The following is a 17,102-nucleotide window of genomic DNA, read 5'->3' as shown; positions in this document are numbered from 1 at the left end:
GCGGCAGGGGCGACGCAGCCGCCAGGAGCGGGCCGAGCCACTGTTTCCGGTCGTCGTGGAGCGCCGGGGATCAAGCCATCAGGGCCGAACAAACGCGCTACGAAAGGACGTTGCCGCAGGCGGCACACGTATACGGGCGTCACTTTGCGCCACTGATTCAACGCGAAACGTTACCGAAACATAAGGGGCCGATGTGCTTTCTCTCCACGGAATCGGCAAACTCACTTTCGCCGATAGATCCGGCACTTACCTCAAAGCGGAAGGAAGCACACAATGCGGAAGACCGCACCCTGGCGCACCGTCCTCACCACGGCGGCTGCTGTCACGGGGGCCGTCAGCGCCCTCGCGCTCACGGCAGCACCTGCCCAGGCCGCGCCTGCGAAGCCCACCTCGCTCTACGCGCCCTCGGCCCTGGTGCTCACCATCGCGGACGGTGAGAGCGCCGCGACCACGGCACCCCAGCGTGCCGTCACGCTCAACTGCATGCCCGCGCCGTCCGGCACCCACCCCGCGGCCGAGGAGGCCTGTGCGCAGCTGCGTGCCTCGGGCGGGAACCTCGAAGCGCTCGCCAAGCCGGCCGAGGAGACCTACTGCACCAAGGAGTGGCGGCCCGTCGTCGTCACAGCGCAGGGCGTATGGGAGGGCCAGCGCGTCAACTACGAGCACGTCTTCGCCAACAACTGCATGAAGAGGGCGACGGAGGCATCCGTCTTCTCCTTCTGACAGGGCCACCGGCGGAGCTTGTGACAAACGCCGAGGAGCCCCGTACCGAGCACGTCGGTACGGGGCTCCTCTCAGGCCTTCGGGCCTCGAGCTGCCGGAGGGGTCAGCCCTTGCGGGTCTTGATCTCCTCGGTCAGCTGAGGGACGACCTCGAAGAGGTCGCCGACCACGCCGTAGTCGACCAGGTCGAAGATCGGGGCCTCGGAGTCCTTGTTGACGGCCACGATCGTCTTGGAGGTCTGCATACCGGCGCGGTGCTGGATCGCGCCGGAGATGCCGGTGGCGATGTAGAGCTGCGGCGAGACGGTCTTACCGGTCTGGCCCACCTGGTGGGAGTGCGGGTACCAGCCGGCGTCGACCGCGGCGCGGGAGGCGCCCACCGCGGCGCCCAGCGAGTCGGCGAGCTCCTCGATCAGCGGGAAGTTCTCGGCGCCGTTGAGACCGCGGCCGCCGGAGACCACGATGGCGGCCTCGGTCAGCTCCGGACGGCCGGTGGACTCGCGCGGGGTGCGCGAGGTGACCTTGGTGCCGGTCGCGGCCTCGCCGAAGCTCACCGTGAGCTGCTCGACGGCACCGGCGGCGGAGGACGCCTCCGGGGTGGCCGAGTTCGGCTTGACGGTGATGACCGGGGTGCCCTTGGTGATCCGGGACTTGGTGGTGAAGGCGGCGGCGAAGACCGACTGCGTGGCCACCGGGCCCTCGTCACCGGCCTCCAGGTCGACCGCGTCGGTGACGATTCCGGAGCCGAGGCGCACCGCGAGGCGCGCGGCGATCTCCTTGCCCTCGGCGGAGGAGGGGACCAGCACGGCGGCCGGCGAGACGGACTCGTAGGCGGCCTGCAGCGCGTCCACCTTGGGGACGACGAGGTAGTCGGCGAACTCCGGCGCGTCGGCGGCCAGTACCCGGGTGGCGCCGTACTCGCCGAGGGTCCTGGCGGCGTCCTCGGCGTTCGGGCCGAGGTGCACGGCGACCGGGTCGCCCAGCCGGCGGGCGAGGGTCAGCAGTTCGAGGGTGGGCTTACGGACGGCGCCGTCCACGTGGTCGACGTAGACAAGGACTTCAGCCATGGGGTGCTCTCCTGCGGAAGATCAAAGGGAGGTCGGAGGGAAGGTGGCGGGCGCGCTCTGCCGAGCGTGCGGCCTGCCGGGCTGCCTTAGACGAACTTGCGCTCCGCGAGGAAGCCCGCGAGCTGCTTGCCGCCGTCGCCCTCGTCCTTGACGACGGTGCCCGCGGTGCGCGGCGGGCGCTCGGCCACGTCCTCGACCTTGGTCCAGGCGCCCTCCAGGCCGACCTCCTCGGCCTCGATGTCCAGGTCGTCGAGGTCCAGCGACTCGACGGGCTTCTTCTTGGCGGCCATGATCCCCTTGAAGGAGGGGTAACGCGCCTCGCCCGACTGGTCGGTGACGGAGACGACGGCCGGAAGCTGCGCCTCCAGCTGCTCGGTGGCGGCGTCGCCGTCGCGGCGCCCGGTCACCTTGCCGTCCGCCACGGAGACCTCGGACAGCAGCGTCACCTGCGGCACGCCCAGCCGCTCGGCGAGCATGGCGGGCATGACGCCCATCGTCCCGTCGGTGGAGGCCATACCGCAGACGACCAGGTCGTAACCGGTCTTCTCGATGGCCTTGGCCAGGACGTAGGAGGTGCCCAGCGCGTCGGTGCCGTGCAGGTCGTCGTCCTCGACGTGCACGGCCTTGTCGGCCCCCATGGACAGCGCCTTGCGCAGGGCGTCCTTGGCGTCCTCCGGGCCGACGGTGAGCACGGTGATCTCCGCGTCGTCGACCTCGTCCGAGTCCGCGATCTGCAGCGCCTGCTCGACCGCGTACTCGTCCAGCTCGGAGAGCAGGCCGTCGACCGACTCACGGTCGGTGGTCAGGTCCTCCGCGAAGTGCCGGTCACCGGTGGCGTCGGGCACGTACTTCACACAGACAACGATCCTCAAGCTCACGCCGGCTCTCCTACTGCTTCGACTTACGGGTTCCGGTCCGGTGGGACCGGGCGTCCGTCCACAATATTACTCGTCAGTACATCCAGCACGTTCCCCGTTCTCAAGACCGTCGAGGTGTGACGTTGCCAACGGGGAGAGTGAACAGCCCAACTCCATCACGCGGGACGGTACGAAGCGAGTGCCACGGAGCGGGATCTGGATCACCCCGGGGGCCCGGGACCGCCCGCCTCAGGCGATGGCGAGGCCGAGCGCCGCGATGACGTCGGCCTTGCGGGGCTGCCCTGTGGCCCGCTTGACGATCCGGCCCGCCGCGTCGAGGACGAGTACCGTGGGCGTGCCCGTGATGTCCAGTTCGCGCACCAGGGACAGCTGCTCCTCGGCGTCGATCTCGACGTGTACGACGCCTTCCACCATGGCTGCGACCTCGGCAAGAGTGCGCCGGGTTGCGCGGCAGGGCTGACAGAAGGCGCTGGAGAACTGGACGAGGGTGGCCCGCTCCCCCAGCCCTGCCACGGCACCGATCGCCTCGGCGCCCACCGGTTCCGCCTGCTCCGCCACGAAGCCCTCCATTCCCGCGTGCATATGGACAAGTCTGCCGTGAGGGTAGCCAGGAGCAACGCTTTGGGGAACGATCTGCCGGAGCCGGAAGTTACGCACCCGTAAGTACCCACGGGTAAGCAGCAGGATCCGAGTAAGTCCGGCATCCCGAGACGAAGGGTTACCCCGACGTGGCAGATCTCCTCTACCCGCCGGTGATCGGTGCGGCGCGAGCGTGGTTCAAGGCTCTCGACCTGCGCTTCGACATCCGCGGCACCGCACATGTGCCCTCGCGCGGCGGCGCCGTGCTGGTGAGCAACCACATCAGCTACCTGGACTTCGTCTTCACCGGGCTGGCGGCCCGCCCCGCCAAGCGCCTGGTGCGGTTCATGGCCAAGGAGTCGGTCTTCCGGCACAAGGTCTCCGGGCCGCTGATGCGCGCCATGAAGCACATACCCGTGGACCGCTCGCGCGGCGAGGACGCGTACGCGCACGCGCTGGGAGCGCTGCGCTCCGGTGAGGTCATCGGCGTCTTCCCTGAGGCGACCATCTCGCCCTCCTTCACCCTCAAGGACTTCAAGACCGGCGCGGCGCGACTGGCGCAGGAAGCCCGGGTGCCGCTGGTCCCGGTGGCGCTGTGGGGTACGCAGCGGCTGTGGACGAAGGGCCACAAGCGGGACTTCGGCCGCAACCACTTCCCTGTCGGCATCCACGTCGGCGAACCGGTCGAGCCGGAACGGGGCGAGACGGCACTCAGCGTCACCGAGCGGCTGCGCGAGCGGGTGCAGGAGCTGCTGGAGGCGGCGCAGCGCGCCTATCCAGCCGTGCCGCAGAGCGCCGCTGACGCGTGGTGGCTGCCCGCCCACCTGGGCGGCACCGCACCGACCCCTGCACAGGCCAACGCGGTGTAGGCCGCGCCCGGTCTGCCCCTTGCCGCGACCTGCGGACTGCCCGTTCGTGGTCGCTCGCGCAGTTCCCCGCGCCCCTTCGGGGGCGCAACCCGCCCCTCGAAGCCGGGGAACCTAGCGCCCCGCGTCGGCGAGGGCTCGCAGGAGGGGGGCCGTCGCCAAAACGCCCACGGCCTCCTCGTCCGAGAGCTCGTCCAGGCGCTCCAGCAGTACGTCGGCCTCGCCGAGGGCGACGCCGCGCAGGGCGGTGATCCCCTCATCGGTGACGGCCACGCGCGTGGCGCGGCCGTCGGTGGGGTCGGGCTCCCGGCGTACGAGCCCGAGGCTCTCCAGCTCGGCGATGACGGCGGTGGCTGTCGGCTGGGAACAGGGGACCCGGTCGGCGACGACACCGATCCTGCTGGGACCGGACTCCGTCAGCAGGGACAGGACGATCAGCTGGGTGGGCTGCAGCCCGCCCGTCGGGCCGGCCCGGCGCAGCGACCGCAGCAACCGGTGCAGGGCCAGGACCATGTCGAACGCCGCGTCCTGCCGGGTCCCCATCGTTCCCCCATGGGCTCGTCCTGATCGGATCAGTGGATCATGAGCTGATCAGGTCTTGATCGGATCAGGAGAGTGTAAGCGTCGGGTGGTACATGTCCATCCACAGCGCCAGGTCGAGGACGCGCTCCAGACCGCGCCGGCCGGTCTGGGTGATCTGCGGGGTCTCCACCTTGACTGCCCGCTCCAGCCACTCCCTGCTGACCAGGTCGAAGACCTGGTGCGAGGGCTCGGCCAGCAGGTCCTTGACGTTCTCCTGGAGCGCCGTGTGGTACTTCGGGTCCTGGGTGGAGGGGTAGGGGCTCTTGACCCGCTCGTAGACGGAGCGCGGCAGCAGATCGGCTGTCGCCTCGCGCAGCAGGCTCTTCTCCCTGCCGTCGAACGACTTGAGCGCCCAGGGGGTGTTGTAGACGTACTCCACCAGCCGGTGGTCGCAGAACGGTACGCGCACCTCCAGTCCGACGGCCATGCTCGCACGGTCCTTCCGGTCCAGCAGGACGCGGACGAACCGGGTCAGATGGAGGTGGCAGATCACCCGCATCCGGTACTCGAAGTCGCTCTCCCCTTCCAGGCGCTGGACCGAGGAGACGGCCGAGGAGTAGCTGTCGCGCACATAACCGGGCAGGTCGAGAGCGCGGGTGACGGAGTCGTTGAGGACATTGCTGTCCTCCCCCATGTTCTGTGCGAACTGGACCAGCCATGGGAAGGTCTCGGCGTTGCGGGCCGCCTCGTCGAAGAACTGCTTGTAGCCGCCGAAGACCTCGTCGGCCGACTCGCCGGACAACGCGACCGTCGAGTGCTGCCGGATGGCCTTGAAGAGCAGATAGAGCGACGCGTCCATGTCGCCGAGGCCCATGGGGATGTCACGGGCCCGGATGACACGGGAGCGCACCTCGGGGTCGGCGAGGTCGTCGGAGCTGAGCACGATGTCCTGGTGCTCGGTGGCCGACTCGCGGGCGACGTCGTGCACGAAGGGCGTGTCGGGGGTGGCCCGCAGTTCGTCCGCGACGAAGTTCTCGGCCTGGCCGACGAAGTCGACGGCGAAGCTGCGGACGGTCTCGCCCCTCTCCTTCAGTTGCCGGGCCGCCAGCGCCGTCATCGCCGAGGAGTCGAGGCCGCCGGAGAGCAGGGTGCAGCGCGGTACGTCGGAGACCAGCTGGCGGCGCACGATGTCGTCCATCAGCTCGCGTACGTGCGCGAGCGTCGCGTCCTTGCCGTCGGTGTGCGGCCGGGTCTCCAACTGCCAGTAGACGTGGGTGCGCACGCCGTTCTCGCCGACGGTCACCACCGTGCCGGGCTCGACCTCGCGCATGCCCTCCCACACGGCGTGGCCGGGCGTCTTGACGAAGGCGAACAGCTCGCGCAGGCCGTCGAGTGAGACCTCGCGGCGGGCCAGCGGGTTGGCGAGGATCGCCTTGGGCTCGGAGCCGAAGAGCACGCCGTCGGCGGTCTCGGCGTAGTAGAAGGGCTTGATGCCCATCCGGTCGCGGACCATCACCAGCTGCTTGGAGCGGCTGTCCCAGATGGCGAAGGCGTACATCCCGTTCAGCCGCTCGGCCAGGGCGGGGCCCCACTCCAGATAGGCGTGGAGCACCACCTCGGTGTCCGAGTCGGTGCTGAACCGGTGGCCGCGGCCGGCCAGTTCACGGCGCAGCTCGGTGTAGTTGTAGGTCTCCCCCGAGTAGACGAGGGCGACGGTGCCCTCGGGTGTCTCGACGGTCATCGGCTGCCTGCCGCCGGGTAGGTCGATGATCGCCAGCCTGCGGTGTCCCAGCGCCGCCGGACCGGCTATCCAGGTGCCGGTGTCGTCGGGACCGCGGCAGGCCATGGTCTCCGTCATGGCGTCGACGGTCGCCCGCTCGGCCGTCAGATTCCTGTCGTAGGAGACCCACCCGGTGATTCCGCACATGCTCTTCCCGCACCTCCAGTATGTGTAGCGGCCACCTATACATCTGCCACTGTGTCACATTCAGATTTCGACGGATACCCGGGGACGGGAGGAGCGCATGGATCACGCCAACCGGGAGAGGGAACACGCCCCACCGGCAGGGGCACCCCCTCACCAGCGCAGGCGAGGGGGCGGGGCCGCGTCACAACGCCGTGTCCAGCAACTGCCACAGCTGCGTGCGGTCCGTGGCCTGCCGCAGCGCGCGCAGGACGACCGGATGCGGCTCCGCGTAGAGCACCGGGTAGTCGCACTCCCCCTTCTCCGGCCACACGGAGAAGGCGAGTTGCTCGCGGTCCAGGCTGAACTGGGCGTTCACTCCCGGCTTGTTGCCTCGCGCATCCTGCCGGACCCAGCGGCTCGAGCCGGGCAGCCGCAGCGCGACCAGCCCGTGCAGCACATTGAGCTTCTGGTAGCAGAACCCGGCCGGAATGCCCTCGGCGCGCAACAGCGCGACCAGGGCGTGAGATTTGGCGTGGCAGATGCCGACCCGCTTGGCGAGCACATCGGAGGCGCGCCAGGTGATACGCCAGTCCCCCACATCGGCGGAGTGCGGGATGGTGTCGCGGACGAACTCGTAGGCGGCGCGCGCGTAAGCGTTCAGCTCGCCGTCCGCGCCGGCGCTCAGCCGGGCAGCCGTCTCGCGGACCAGCGGGTGGGTGTGATCGACGACGTCGTCGGCGGCGAGGTAGGCGGACTCGTCAGCGGTGACGGGAGTGAGCATCATGCCGCGTCAGCGTAGAGGCCGGCCCGCCGTAACTCAATGGAATTACGGCGGGCTGCATAATTATGCAGTCTAGTAGAGTGCTGCAGGGCGCTGCCGCGACCTGTTACCGCCCCATCTCCTCCCGGAGCGCGGCCAGAAAGCCGTCCACGTCCTGCTCCGTGGTGTCGAACGAGCACATCCAGCGCACCTCGCCCGCCGCCTCGTCCCAGAAGTAGAAGCGGTAGCGCTTCTGGAGGCGTTCACTCACCTCGTTGGGCAGCCGCGCGAAGACGGCGTTGGCCTGCACCGGGTAGCTGATCTGCACACCGGGCACCTGACGGACCCCCTCGGCGAGCCGCTGCGCCATCGCGTTGGAGTGCCGCGCGTTGCGCAGCCACAGGTCCCCGGCCAGCAGCGCCTCCAGCTGCACCGATATGAAGCGCATCTTGGAGGCCAGCTGCATCGACAGCTTGCGCAGGTGCTTCATATGGCGGACGGCGTCCGGGTTGAGGACGATCACGGCCTCGCCGAAGAGCATGCCGTTCTTGGTGCCGCCGAAGGAGAGGATGTCCACACCGGCGGCGTTGGTGAACGCGCGCATCGGAACGTCCAGCGCCGCTGCCGCGTTGGCGATACGGGCCCCGTCCAGGTGGACGTACATGCCGCGCTCGTGCGCGTGGTCGCACAGGGCGCGAATCTCCTCCACCGTGTAGAGGGTGCCGAGTTCGGTGTTCTGCGCCAGGGAGACCACCTGCGGCATGGCGCGGTGCTCGTCGTCCCAGCCGAACGCCTGCCGGTCGATCAGCTCGGGGGTCAGCTTGCCGTCCTCAGTGGGCACGGTCAGCAGCTTGAGGCCCCCCACCCGCTCCGGTGCCCCGCACTCGTCGACGTGGATGTGCGCGCTCTCGGCGCAGATGACCGCACCCCAGCGGTCGGTCAGCGCCTGGAGCGCGACCACATTGGCACCGGTGCCGTTGAAGACCGGGAACGCCTCGGCACGCCGCCCGAAGTGGCTGCGTACGACGGTCTGGAGGTGCTCGGTGTAGTCGTCGGCGCCGTAGGCGGACTGGTGGCCGCCGTTGGCCACGGCAAGGGCAGCCAGGATCTCCGGGTGCGCGCCCGCGTAGTTGTCGCTGGCGAAGCCGCGGACGTCGGGATCGTGGCGGCGCCTGGCGTCGGTGACCGGCGCCGCCGCGTCCCCGGCCGGGTCGTTCAGGTGTTGGGCGTCAGCCACAGGCGGGTTCCGTTCAGTTCTTCGGCGGGCTTGTTCCAGGTGTCGACGACAGCCTTCGCAAGGTCCTTCACGTCCGTGAAGCCGGCGAACTTCGCGTTCGGCCGGTCGGCACGCATCTGGTCGTTCACCAGTGCCTTGACCACCAGGATGACAGCGGCCGCCGGGGGCCCGCTCTCGCCCCCCGCCTTGCGGAAGGAGTCGCCGAGCGCCAGGGTCCACGCCTCGGCCGCCGCCTTGGAGGCCGCGTAGGCGGCGTTGCCGGCTGTCGGCTTGCTCGCGCCCAGCGCGCTGATCAGCAGGAACCGGCCGTCGCCCGCCCGCTTGAGCGGCGCCTCGAAGGCGAGCGAGGTGTGCTGGAGGGTGCGGACCAGGAGGTTGTGCAGGGTGTCCCAGTCGGCCAGGTCGGTCTCGGCGAACGAGGCCGAGCCGCGCCAGCCGCCGACCAGGTGCACCAGGCCGTCGATCCGGCCGAACTCCTTCTCCGTCTTGTCGGCCCACGCCCGGGTCTCCTCCAGGCTGAGCAGGTCGACGGTGTCACCGGTGACGGTGGCTCCACCGTGCGCGAAGCGCGCGGCGTCCACGGCCTGCGCCAGGCGCTCCGCGTCCGCGTCGCAGGCCACCACGGTGGCGCCCTCCTCCGCGAGCCGCAGCAGCGTGGCCTGGCCCGCGGGGCCTGCCGCGCCCGCGACCGCGATCACCCGCCCCTGCAGATCGCCCTCGCCGTTGCCCTCGTAACCACGCCGTGTGGTCGAGTCCGTGATGCCTGTCATCTCCGTCGCCTCCTCGCGCTCCCGCTCCTGCCCTCCGCTGTGCCCTGGGGGCTGCCCGCTCATGCGGCGGCGGCCCGGGCCGGAGCGTCAGCGGTGATCCCCTGGGTCGATGCGATCACACTCCGGAGCTTCTTCGCGAGGGCTTCGTAGAACATGCTGAGCGGGAACTCGTCCGGCAGCACCTCGTCGACCAGCTTGCGCGGCGGAAGGGTCAGGTCCAGCGCGTCCGGGCCCTTGGCCCACTTCGAGCCGGGGTGCGGGGCCAGATAGGTGGAGACCAGCTCGTACGCCTTGAACCAGTGGACGATCTTGGGCCGGTCGATGCCCGCGCGGTAGAGCGTCTCGATCTCCTCGCGCAGCGCGACGGTGACCTTGCGGGCGAGGTCCCAGTCGATGGACAGCTTGTTGTCCCGCCAGCGCAGCGCGTCGTGCTGGTGGAGGTAGGCGAAGAGGAGCTGCCCGCCGAGGCCGTCGTAGTTGCGCTTGCGCTCACCGGTGACGGGGAAGCGGAAGAGCCGCTCCAGGATCACCGCGTACTGCACGTCGCGGCCCTGCGGGTAGCCGTCGGCCTCCAGCTTCGCCGCCTCGTGGAAGGCGGTCAGGTCGCAGCGCAGCTCCTCCAGGCCGTACATCCAGAACGGCTGCCGCTGCTTGATCATGAAGGGGTCGAAGGGCAGATCGCCGTGGCTGTGGGTGCGGTCGTGGACCATGTCCCACAGGACGAACGTCTGCTGGCAGCGCTCCTGGTCGGCCAGCAGCTCCTCGGCGTCGCCGGGCAGCTGCAGGCTGGTGACCTCGCAGGCGGCCTGGACGACGCGGCGGAAGCGGGCCGCCTCGCGGTCGCAGAAGATGCCGCCCCAGCTGAAGCGCTCGGGCGCCTCGCGCACGGCGATGGTCTCCGGGAAGAGCACCGCCGAGTGGGTGTCGTAGCCGGAGGTGAAGTCCTCGAAGGTGATGCCGCAGAAGAGCGGGTTGTCGTAGCGGGTGCGCTCCAGCTCGGCCAGCCAGTCGGGCCAGACCATGCGCAGGACGACCGCCTCCAGGTTGCGGTCGGGGTTGCCGTTCTGCGTGTACATGGGGAAGACGACCAGGTGCTGGAGACCGTCGGCCCGGTTGTGCGCGGGCTGGAAGGCGAGCAGCGAGTCGAGGAAGTCCGGGACGCCGAAGCCGTCGTCGGCCCAGCGGCGCAGGTCGGCCACGAGGGCGCGGTGGTACTCGGCGTCGTGCGGCAGCAGCGGCGAGAGCTCCTCGACCGCCGCGACGACGCGGTCGAGCTCCTGCCGGATCTCCTGACGGGCGGGGGCGCCCTCGGCCTCGAAGTCGATCGAGCCGTCCTTGGACTGTGCGGGGCGGATGGCTTCCACGGCGGCCTTCAGCACCGGCCAGGCGGGGTGCGCGGCCACACTCTCGACTGCTCCGCCGGCAGACGGCGAAACGCCGCCCTCGGCAGGCACTTGCGAAAGAATTTCCGTCATATCGACCCCTCCACAGGAGAAACTCGCGTAAGGAAACCGTATACGTGCGAGCGGTCCCGCTCAAGGGGAGAGATCAGGAGATTATCCTGTCCTGCCCGGATCAGACCGCTGTTTTTCCGGCGATCAGCGGCCTACATCGCCCCTCCTTTCAGCGCTGGACGGTACCCGTCCCGGCTCGGGACAGGCTCCGCCGCCGTCCGGCGGAACGCGTACCGGGGGCCGTTAGGCTGGCGCTCCACGACCGTCACCGCACGAAAGCGAGCGCGCCCGTGCCACTGCTCACCGTCGGACACCGCGGAGTGATGGGCGTCGAGCCCGAGAACACGCTGCGCTCCTTCGTCCGCGCCGAACGCGAAGGGCTCGACGTCCTCGAACTCGACCTGCATCTGAGCAAGGACGGCGAGCTGGTGGTGATGCACGACGCCGACGTGGCGCGTACGACCGACGGCAGCGGCCCGATCGGTGATCTCACCCTGGCCGAGCTGCGCGAGCTGGACGCGGGTCAGGGCGAGCGGGTGCCGGTCTTCGAGGAGGTCGTGGACGCGGTACGCAGCCCGCTGCAAGCGGAGATCAAGGACCGCGCCGCGGCGCGGGTGCTCGCCGAGACCATCCAGCGGCGCGGGCTGCACCAGCGGGTGACGGTGATCTCCTTCCACGCCGAGGCGCTCCGCGAGACCCGCGAACACCTGCCGGACATCCCGATCGTGCTGGTGGCCGGCCGCTCCACGCCCACCGCGCCGGAGAGGGCCGAGAAACTGGGCGCGGGGATGATCTCGGTGGAGCTGCAGCACGTGGACGCGGACGTGGTGCGCCGGGCGCACCAGGCCGGGATCGAGGTCATCACCTGGACCGTCAACACCGACGAGGACCTGGCCCGGGTACGGGAGCTGGGCCTGGACGGCGTCGTCACGGACATGCCTGACATCAAGCGGGCCGTCGAACGCGCGGACTGAGCCCGTCCCGGGCCCGGGCGGGGTGTCGCCCGCCCGCGGCCCGGATGCGCTCTCCGATCACTCACCCAGCGGTTTGACCAGCAGTTCGAAGACGAGGTCGGAGCGGCGGGGAATGCCGAAGCGCTCGTCGCCGTAGGGGAAGGGGCTCAGCTCTCCTGTACGGGTGTATCCGCGCCGCTCGTACCAGGCGATCAGGTCCGCGCGCTGCTTGATCACCTGCATCCGCATCTGCTCGGCGCCCCACTCGGCGCGGACCGTGCGCTCGGCCTCGGCGAGCACTCTGCGGCCGACCCCGCCGCCCTGCAGCAGCGGGCTGACCGCGAACATGCCGAAGTAGGCCCCCTGGTCACGGCGTTCGAGCTGGCAGCAAGCGACGACGGTGCCGTCCCGCTCGGCGAGCAGCATGATGCTCTTCGGGGCACGGACCACGCCCGCGACCCCTTCCGGGTCGGTCCGCTGGCCGTCCAGCAGATCGGCCTCGGTGGTCCACCCCGCGCGGCTCGCCTCGCCGCGGTAGGCGGACTCCACCAGCTCGGTGAGCGCCGCGATGTCGGACTCGACCGCGCGGCGGAAGATCAGGGGCGGCTCGCCCGGCTGTGCGGCATCGTTCATGTCCGCAGACTCTATCCCCACGCCGCGGAACTAGAGTGCGGGCATGGTGCATGTACTGAGCAGCCGGGTACTGCTGCGGCCCACCGATCCGGACAGGTCACGGGCCTTCTACGGCGGGACACTCGGCCTCGAGATCGCCCGCGAGTTCGGCACCGGACCCGAGCGCGGCACCGTCTACTTCCTGGGCGGCGGCTTCCTCGAGGTCTCCGGGCGGAGCGAGGAGCAGCCGACCCCCACCCTCCAGCTCTGGCTCCAGGTCGCCGACGTGGCCGCCGCGCACGAGGAGCTGCGCGCGGCGGGCGCCGACATCCTGCGGCCGCCTGTCGAGGAGCCCTGGGGCCTGATCGAGATGTGGATCGCCGACCCGGACGGCCACCGCCTGGTGCTGGTGCAGATTCCCGCGGAGCATCCGCTGCGCTACCGTCCGGGCATCTGAGCCCGGCCCGGGGCCGCGCCGCCGGGCCGCCCGTCGGCGGTCAGCAGCGTGCCGAGCACGGCGATGCCCTCCGCGATGGCGGTGGGTGCCGCGGCCGCGTAGCCGAGGACCAGTCCCGGGCGGCCGGGCAACTGGGTGTGCCAGGACAGCGGCTGGGTCTTGACGCCGTGCGCGAGGGCGCGGGAGGCCAGCTCGGTGTCGCGGACGCCGGAGGGGAAGGTGACCGTCAGATGCAGACCGGCGGCGGCGCCGTGGACACGCGCGTGCGGCAGGTGGCTGCGGATGGCCGCGATCATGGCGTCGCGGCGGACCCGGTGGCGGCGCCGGATGAGCCGTAGGTGGCGCTCCAGCGCGCCGGACTCCATCAGCCTGGCGAGCACCAGCTGGGGCAGGGCCGCGTTGCCCAGGTCGGCGAAGCGCTTGGCGTCGGTCAGCGCGTCCCGGTACCGGGCGGGGGCCAGCAGCCAGCCGACGCGGAGCGCCGGGGCGAGGAGTTTGGAGATGCTGCCGGAGTAGCAGACGTGGTCGGGGGCCATCGCGGCGAGCGCCGCCACCGGGGCGCGGTCGTAGCGGTGCTCGGCGTCGTAGTCGTCCTCGATGACCAGCCCGCCCTCCCCCGCCCACCGCACCAGCTCGCGGCGGCGCTCGCCGCCCAGCACGACACCGGTCGGGAACTGGTGCGCCGGGGTCAGCAGCACGGCGGGCGCGCCCGAGGCCCGGAGCGCGTCGACGCGTACTCCCTCGGCGTCCACGGGCACGGGCGGGGTGGTCAGCCCCCAGCTGTGCAGGTGCTGGCGTGCGCCGAGGGAGGAGGGGTCCTCGACGGCGAGCCGGTCGACTCCCTCGGCGCGCAGCACCTGGGCCAGCAGGCCGAGCGCCTGCGCGGTACCGGCGACGATGATGATCTCCTCGGGCTCCGCGGTGATGCCCCGGTTGACGCGCAGCCATCCGGCGACAGCGCCGCGCAGCGCTCGCGTGCCGCGCGGGTCGCCGTACCCCAGGTCGGAGGAGGCCAGTTCGGCCAGGACGGCGCGTTCGGCGCGCAGCCAGGCGGTACGGGGGAAGGCGGCGAGGTCGGGGAGCCCGGGCGACAGGTCGATGCGCGCTGTGGACGTACGGAAGGCGTCGAAGACGTCGGCGCCCGGCGGGGCGTCGAAGACGCCGGCCCGCTGCTGGGCGTCGAACACCTCGGTGGCGGCGGGGCCGGCCGGGGCGGCGCCGGCCGAACCGGCCGCACCGGTCGGACCGGCCGCACCGCCCGTCCCGTTCAGCGGGGTGGCGGCCACCACGGTGCCGGCGCGGCCCCGGCCGACCACATGGCCGTCGTCGACCAGGCGGCGGTACGCCTCGGTCACCACGCCGCGCGACACCTTGAGGTCGGCGGCGAGCACGCGGGTGGCGGGCAGCCGGCTGCCGGTGGGCAGCCGGCCGTCGGCGATGGCCTGCCTGATCCGGTCGACGAGCCAGTCCGACAGGCCGCCCCTGGGTACCGCTTCGGCGGTGAGCTGGAGGAAGTCGGAGGCCGCCGGAGCCGCCGAGCCGCCCTTTATGGTCCTGTCGACCGCAGATCCATTGGCTCTGTTCACAGGCCCATTCTGCCGACAGGGTCAAGGCATGGACTTTCTGCTGACCGCACTGGTGATCGTGGTGACCCCCGGGACGGGCGTGCTGTTCACGATCGCCGCCGGGCTCTCGCGCGGGAGACGGGCGAGCCTGGTGGCCGCCCTCGGCTGCACGCTCGGCACCCTCCCGCAGGCCCTCGCGGCCATCACAGGGCTCGCCGCGCTGCTGCACGCCAGCGCCATGGCCTTCCAGATCCTCAAGTACCTCGGTGTCGCCTACCTGCTGTGGATGGCATGGAGCACACTGCGGGACAAGAGCGCCCTCGCGGCGCCCGACGCCGAGGGCCGGGAGGCCGGGAGCGCTCCGCGTACGGCGTCGAGCGTCGTGGTGTCGGCCGTCCTGCTCAACGTGCTCAACCCCAAGCTGACACTGTTCTTCATGGCGTTCCTGCCGCAGTTCGTGCAGGAGGACGATCCGCACGCCGTGTTGCGCATGACGGAGCTCAGCGCCGTCTTCGTACTGCTGACCTTCGCCGTCTTCGCCTGCTACGGGCTGGCGGCCGCGACCATGCGCGCGCACGTCATCTCCCGCCCGCGGGTGGTGCGGTGGATGCGCCGGGTCTTCGCCGGTACGTTCGCCGCGCTCGGCGCCCGACTCGCCTTCTTCTGACCGCACCGGCTCCCCGACCCAGCCGGCTCCACGACCCAGCCGACGCCGACCCGAACACTCCTTGGAGGAAACCGCACCATGCACTTCGAGCACTCCCCGCACCTGTGGCAGGACTTCCCCCAGTTGGTGCCCGGGGTACTGCACGCCAAGGGCATCACCGCCCGGCCGTCCGTCCCCGTCGACGCGTCCGTACGGGAGCTGTGGTCGCGGGCGGCGGCACGCAACGCCGCGGGCGAGGGTACGGAGAGCGGGCTGCCGCAGATCCAGGCCTGGCGGCGCGCCTTCGCGTCGATGGGGCTCAAGCCGACCCAGTACCGCTGCGCCGCCGAGTCGCTGCTGCGGCGCTTCCGCAGGGAGGGGTCGCTGCCCGAAATCCACCCGCTGATCGACCTGTGCAACGCGGCCTCGCTCGCCTACGCCATCCCGGTGGGCGTCTTCGATCTGGCGCGGATCGAGGGGGATCTCCAGGTGCGGTACGCGCTGGGCGACGAGCGTTACGAGACCTTCGCCGGGGACGAGGAGCGGCCGGAGCCCGGCGAGGTGGTCTTCGCCGACGAGGCGGGCCGGGCCCACGCGCGCCGCTGGACCAACCGGCAGAGCGGCCGGTCCGCCGTGCGCGAGGACACGGAGGAGGTACTGATCGTGGCCGAGGCGCTGCACGAGACCGCACCGGGTGAGATGGCCGAGCTGACGGACGTGCTCGCCGACGCGCTGCGCACCCACTGGGAGACCGTTCCGCGCTCCGCCGTTCTCACCCGGTCGGCGCCCCGGTTCGAGGTGTAGCCGGGCCCGGGTCGGTGCTCTAGCGGATCGGCATACCCGAGAGGGTGCGGGCGATGACCAGGCGCTGGATCTCGCTGGTGCCCTCGAATATGGAGTAGATGGCCGCGTCCCTGTGCATCCGTTCGACCGGGTACTCGCGGGTGTAGCCGTTGCCGCCCAGGAGCTGGATGGCCTGGGCCGTGACCTTCTTGGCCGTCTCGCTGGCGAACAGCTTGGACATCGAGCCCTCGGCCGACTCGAACTTACGGCCGGTCACGCCCATCCACGAGGCGCGCCACACCAGCAGCCGGGCCGCGTCGACGCTGGTGCGCATGTCGGCCAGTTGGAAGGCGACGCCCTGGTTGTCGATGATGGGGCGGCCGAACTGCTCGCGGGTCTTGGCGTATTCGAGCGCGACCTCATAGGCGGCACGCGCGGTGCCGACCGCCATGGCGCCGACGGCGGGGCGGGACGCCTCGAAGGTGGCCATGGCGGCGTTCTTGACCCTCTCGCCGCTCCCCTTCGCCCGCTCACGCGCGCGGGCCAGGCGCTCGTCCAGCTTCTCCTTGCCGCCGAGCAGGCAGTGCCCGGGGACCCGGACGTCGTCGAGGACGACTTCGGCGGTGTGCGAGGCGCGGATGCCGTGCTTCTTGAACTTCTGCCCCTGGGAGAGGCCGGGGGTGCCGGGCGGGACGATGAAGGAGGCGTGGCCCTTGGAGCCGAGTTCCGGGTCGACGCTCGCCACGACCACGTGGACGTTGGCGATGCCGCCGTTGGTGGCCCAGGTCTTGGTGCCGCGCAGGACCCATTCGTCCTTGGCCTCGTCGTAGACGGCGCGGGTGCGCATCGAGGCCACGTCCGAGCCGGCGTCCGGCTCGGAGGAGCAGAAGGCGGCGACCTTCACATCGTTCGCGTCGCCGTACATCTGCGGCACCCAGGTGCCGATCTGCTCCTCGGTTCCGTTGGCGAGCACCCCGACGGCGGCCAGCCCCGTGCCGACGATGGACAGCGCGATACCCGCGTCGCCCCAGAACAGCTCCTCCATCGTCATCGGGATGCCGAGTCCGGTGGGGTCGAAGTACTGCTGGGCGTAGAAGTCGAGCGAGTACAGGCCGATCTTGGCGGCTTCCTGGATGATCGGCCAGGGGGTCTCCTCGCGTTCGTCCCACTCGGCGGCCGCGGGGCGCATCACATCGGCGGCGAATCCGTGGAGCCAGCTTCGGACCTCCTTCTGGTCGTCGTTGAGATCCAGTGCGAACTCGGTCTCGGCCATCGTCGGGGTCCTCCGCCTGTCTCAGAAGCTCGTTACCATCGGTAATCCGCAG

At 70.8% G+C, this 17,102-nt stretch carries 18 protein-coding genes; 6 read left to right on the top strand and 12 right to left on the bottom strand.

Annotated features, from left to right (window positions below):
- Window positions 1-273: 273 nt before the first annotated feature.
- Window positions 274-723, top strand: a complete 450-nt coding sequence (locus HC362_RS30520; protein ID WP_243087422.1) for a subtilase-type protease inhibitor — start codon at window positions 274-276, stop codon at window positions 721-723.
- Window positions 724-826: 103 nt separating this feature from the next.
- On the opposite strand, the gene HC362_RS30515 is transcribed toward HC362_RS30520, so the two are convergent.
- The 3 genes from HC362_RS30515 to HC362_RS30505 form a co-directional block, all read right to left on the bottom strand.
- Complete coding sequence (locus HC362_RS30515) at window positions 827-1,789, bottom strand: electron transfer flavoprotein subunit alpha/FixB family protein (protein ID WP_243087420.1); 963 nt, start codon at window positions 1,787-1,789, stop codon at window positions 827-829.
- A gap of 86 nt (window positions 1,790-1,875) precedes the next feature.
- Window positions 1,876-2,667 (bottom strand): electron transfer flavoprotein subunit beta/FixA family protein, encoded by a 792-nt coding sequence (locus tag HC362_RS30510; RefSeq protein WP_243087418.1) that lies wholly within the window; start codon window positions 2,665-2,667, stop codon window positions 1,876-1,878.
- Window positions 2,668-2,895: 228 nt separating this feature from the next.
- Complete coding sequence (locus tag HC362_RS30505) at window positions 2,896-3,249, bottom strand: thioredoxin family protein (RefSeq protein WP_243087416.1); 354 nt, start codon at window positions 3,247-3,249, stop codon at window positions 2,896-2,898.
- A 146-nt stretch (window positions 3,250-3,395) separates the two neighbouring features.
- On the opposite strand from HC362_RS30505, the gene HC362_RS30500 reads away from it, so the two are divergent.
- Window positions 3,396-4,115, top strand: coding sequence for a lysophospholipid acyltransferase family protein (locus tag HC362_RS30500; protein WP_243087411.1), 720 nt, complete (start codon window positions 3,396-3,398; stop codon window positions 4,113-4,115).
- A gap of 111 nt (window positions 4,116-4,226) precedes the next feature.
- On the opposite strand, the gene HC362_RS30495 is transcribed toward HC362_RS30500, so the two are convergent.
- The 6 genes from HC362_RS30495 to HC362_RS30470 all read right to left on the bottom strand — a co-directional run bounded on the left by HC362_RS30495 (window position 4,227) and on the right by HC362_RS30470 (window position 10,782).
- A complete protein-coding gene (locus HC362_RS30495) occupies window positions 4,227-4,655 on the bottom strand; it encodes a MarR family transcriptional regulator (RefSeq protein ID WP_243087410.1) in 429 nt (142 codons plus the stop codon).
- A 64-nt stretch (window positions 4,656-4,719) separates the two neighbouring features.
- Window positions 4,720-6,561 (bottom strand): asparagine synthase (glutamine-hydrolyzing), encoded by a 1,842-nt coding sequence (asnB, locus tag HC362_RS30490; RefSeq protein ID WP_243087409.1) that lies wholly within the window; start codon window positions 6,559-6,561, stop codon window positions 4,720-4,722.
- Between the two features lie 181 nt (window positions 6,562-6,742).
- The gene (locus HC362_RS30485) at window positions 6,743-7,324 is read right to left on the bottom strand and encodes a transglutaminase family protein (RefSeq protein ID WP_243087408.1); all 582 of its coding nucleotides are present in this window, start codon (window positions 7,322-7,324) and stop codon (window positions 6,743-6,745) included.
- 103 nt (window positions 7,325-7,427) lie between these two features.
- Window positions 7,428-8,537 (bottom strand): low specificity L-threonine aldolase, encoded by a 1,110-nt coding sequence (locus tag HC362_RS30480; protein WP_243087406.1) that lies wholly within the window; start codon window positions 8,535-8,537, stop codon window positions 7,428-7,430.
- Window positions 8,516-9,307, bottom strand: coding sequence for an SDR family NAD(P)-dependent oxidoreductase (locus HC362_RS30475; RefSeq protein ID WP_243087405.1), 792 nt, complete (start codon window positions 9,305-9,307; stop codon window positions 8,516-8,518). Before HC362_RS30475 ends, HC362_RS30480 begins: the two co-directional genes overlap by 22 nt.
- A gap of 59 nt (window positions 9,308-9,366) precedes the next feature.
- Entirely contained in the window at window positions 9,367-10,782 is a 1,416-nt protein-coding gene (locus tag HC362_RS30470; RefSeq protein ID WP_243087404.1) for a DUF6421 family protein, read from the bottom strand.
- Window positions 10,783-11,051: 269 nt separating this feature from the next.
- On the opposite strand from HC362_RS30470, the gene HC362_RS30465 reads away from it, so the two are divergent.
- The gene (locus HC362_RS30465; protein WP_243087403.1) at window positions 11,052-11,735 is read left to right on the top strand and encodes a glycerophosphodiester phosphodiesterase family protein; all 684 of its coding nucleotides are present in this window, start codon (window positions 11,052-11,054) and stop codon (window positions 11,733-11,735) included.
- 57 nt (window positions 11,736-11,792) lie between these two features.
- Here HC362_RS30465 and HC362_RS30460 read toward each other — a convergent pair whose 3' ends face one another.
- Window positions 11,793-12,347 (bottom strand): GNAT family N-acetyltransferase, encoded by a 555-nt coding sequence (locus tag HC362_RS30460; protein WP_243087402.1) that lies wholly within the window; start codon window positions 12,345-12,347, stop codon window positions 11,793-11,795.
- Between the two features lie 43 nt (window positions 12,348-12,390).
- On the opposite strand from HC362_RS30460, the gene HC362_RS30455 reads away from it, so the two are divergent.
- Window positions 12,391-12,783 carry a VOC family protein gene (locus HC362_RS30455; RefSeq protein ID WP_243087401.1) on the top strand — a complete coding sequence of 131 codons (393 nt, stop codon included), beginning with the start codon at window positions 12,391-12,393 and terminating at the stop codon, window positions 12,781-12,783.
- Here HC362_RS30455 and HC362_RS30450 read toward each other — a convergent pair.
- Window positions 12,765-14,369, bottom strand: coding sequence for a PLP-dependent aminotransferase family protein (locus tag HC362_RS30450; RefSeq protein ID WP_243087400.1), 1,605 nt, complete (start codon window positions 14,367-14,369; stop codon window positions 12,765-12,767). The two genes, HC362_RS30455 and HC362_RS30450, sit on opposite strands and share 19 nt — an antisense overlap.
- Before the next feature lie 28 nt (window positions 14,370-14,397).
- On the opposite strand from HC362_RS30450, the gene HC362_RS30445 reads away from it, so the two are divergent.
- Together HC362_RS30445 and HC362_RS30440 are read left to right on the top strand one after the other, a co-directional pair.
- A complete protein-coding gene (locus HC362_RS30445) occupies window positions 14,398-15,015 on the top strand; it encodes a LysE family translocator (RefSeq protein WP_243087399.1) in 618 nt (205 codons plus the stop codon).
- A gap of 78 nt (window positions 15,016-15,093) precedes the next feature.
- Window positions 15,094-15,798 (top strand): phenylalanine--tRNA ligase beta subunit-related protein, encoded by a 705-nt coding sequence (locus HC362_RS30440; RefSeq protein ID WP_243087397.1) that lies wholly within the window; start codon window positions 15,094-15,096, stop codon window positions 15,796-15,798.
- Window positions 15,799-15,817: 19 nt separating this feature from the next.
- Here HC362_RS30440 and HC362_RS30435 read toward each other — a convergent pair whose 3' ends face one another.
- Window positions 15,818-17,050 carry an acyl-CoA dehydrogenase family protein gene (locus tag HC362_RS30435; RefSeq protein ID WP_243087396.1) on the bottom strand — a complete coding sequence of 411 codons (1,233 nt, stop codon included), beginning with the start codon at window positions 17,048-17,050 and terminating at the stop codon, window positions 15,818-15,820.
- Window positions 17,051-17,102 lie beyond the last annotated feature (52 nt).

The organism is Streptomyces sp. 891-h (assembly GCF_022760275.1).
In the GTDB taxonomy this organism is placed as follows: Bacteria; Actinomycetota; Actinomycetes; order Streptomycetales; family Streptomycetaceae; genus Streptomyces; species Streptomyces spirodelae.
This window is presented reverse-complemented; position numbering and strand designations above follow the sequence as displayed.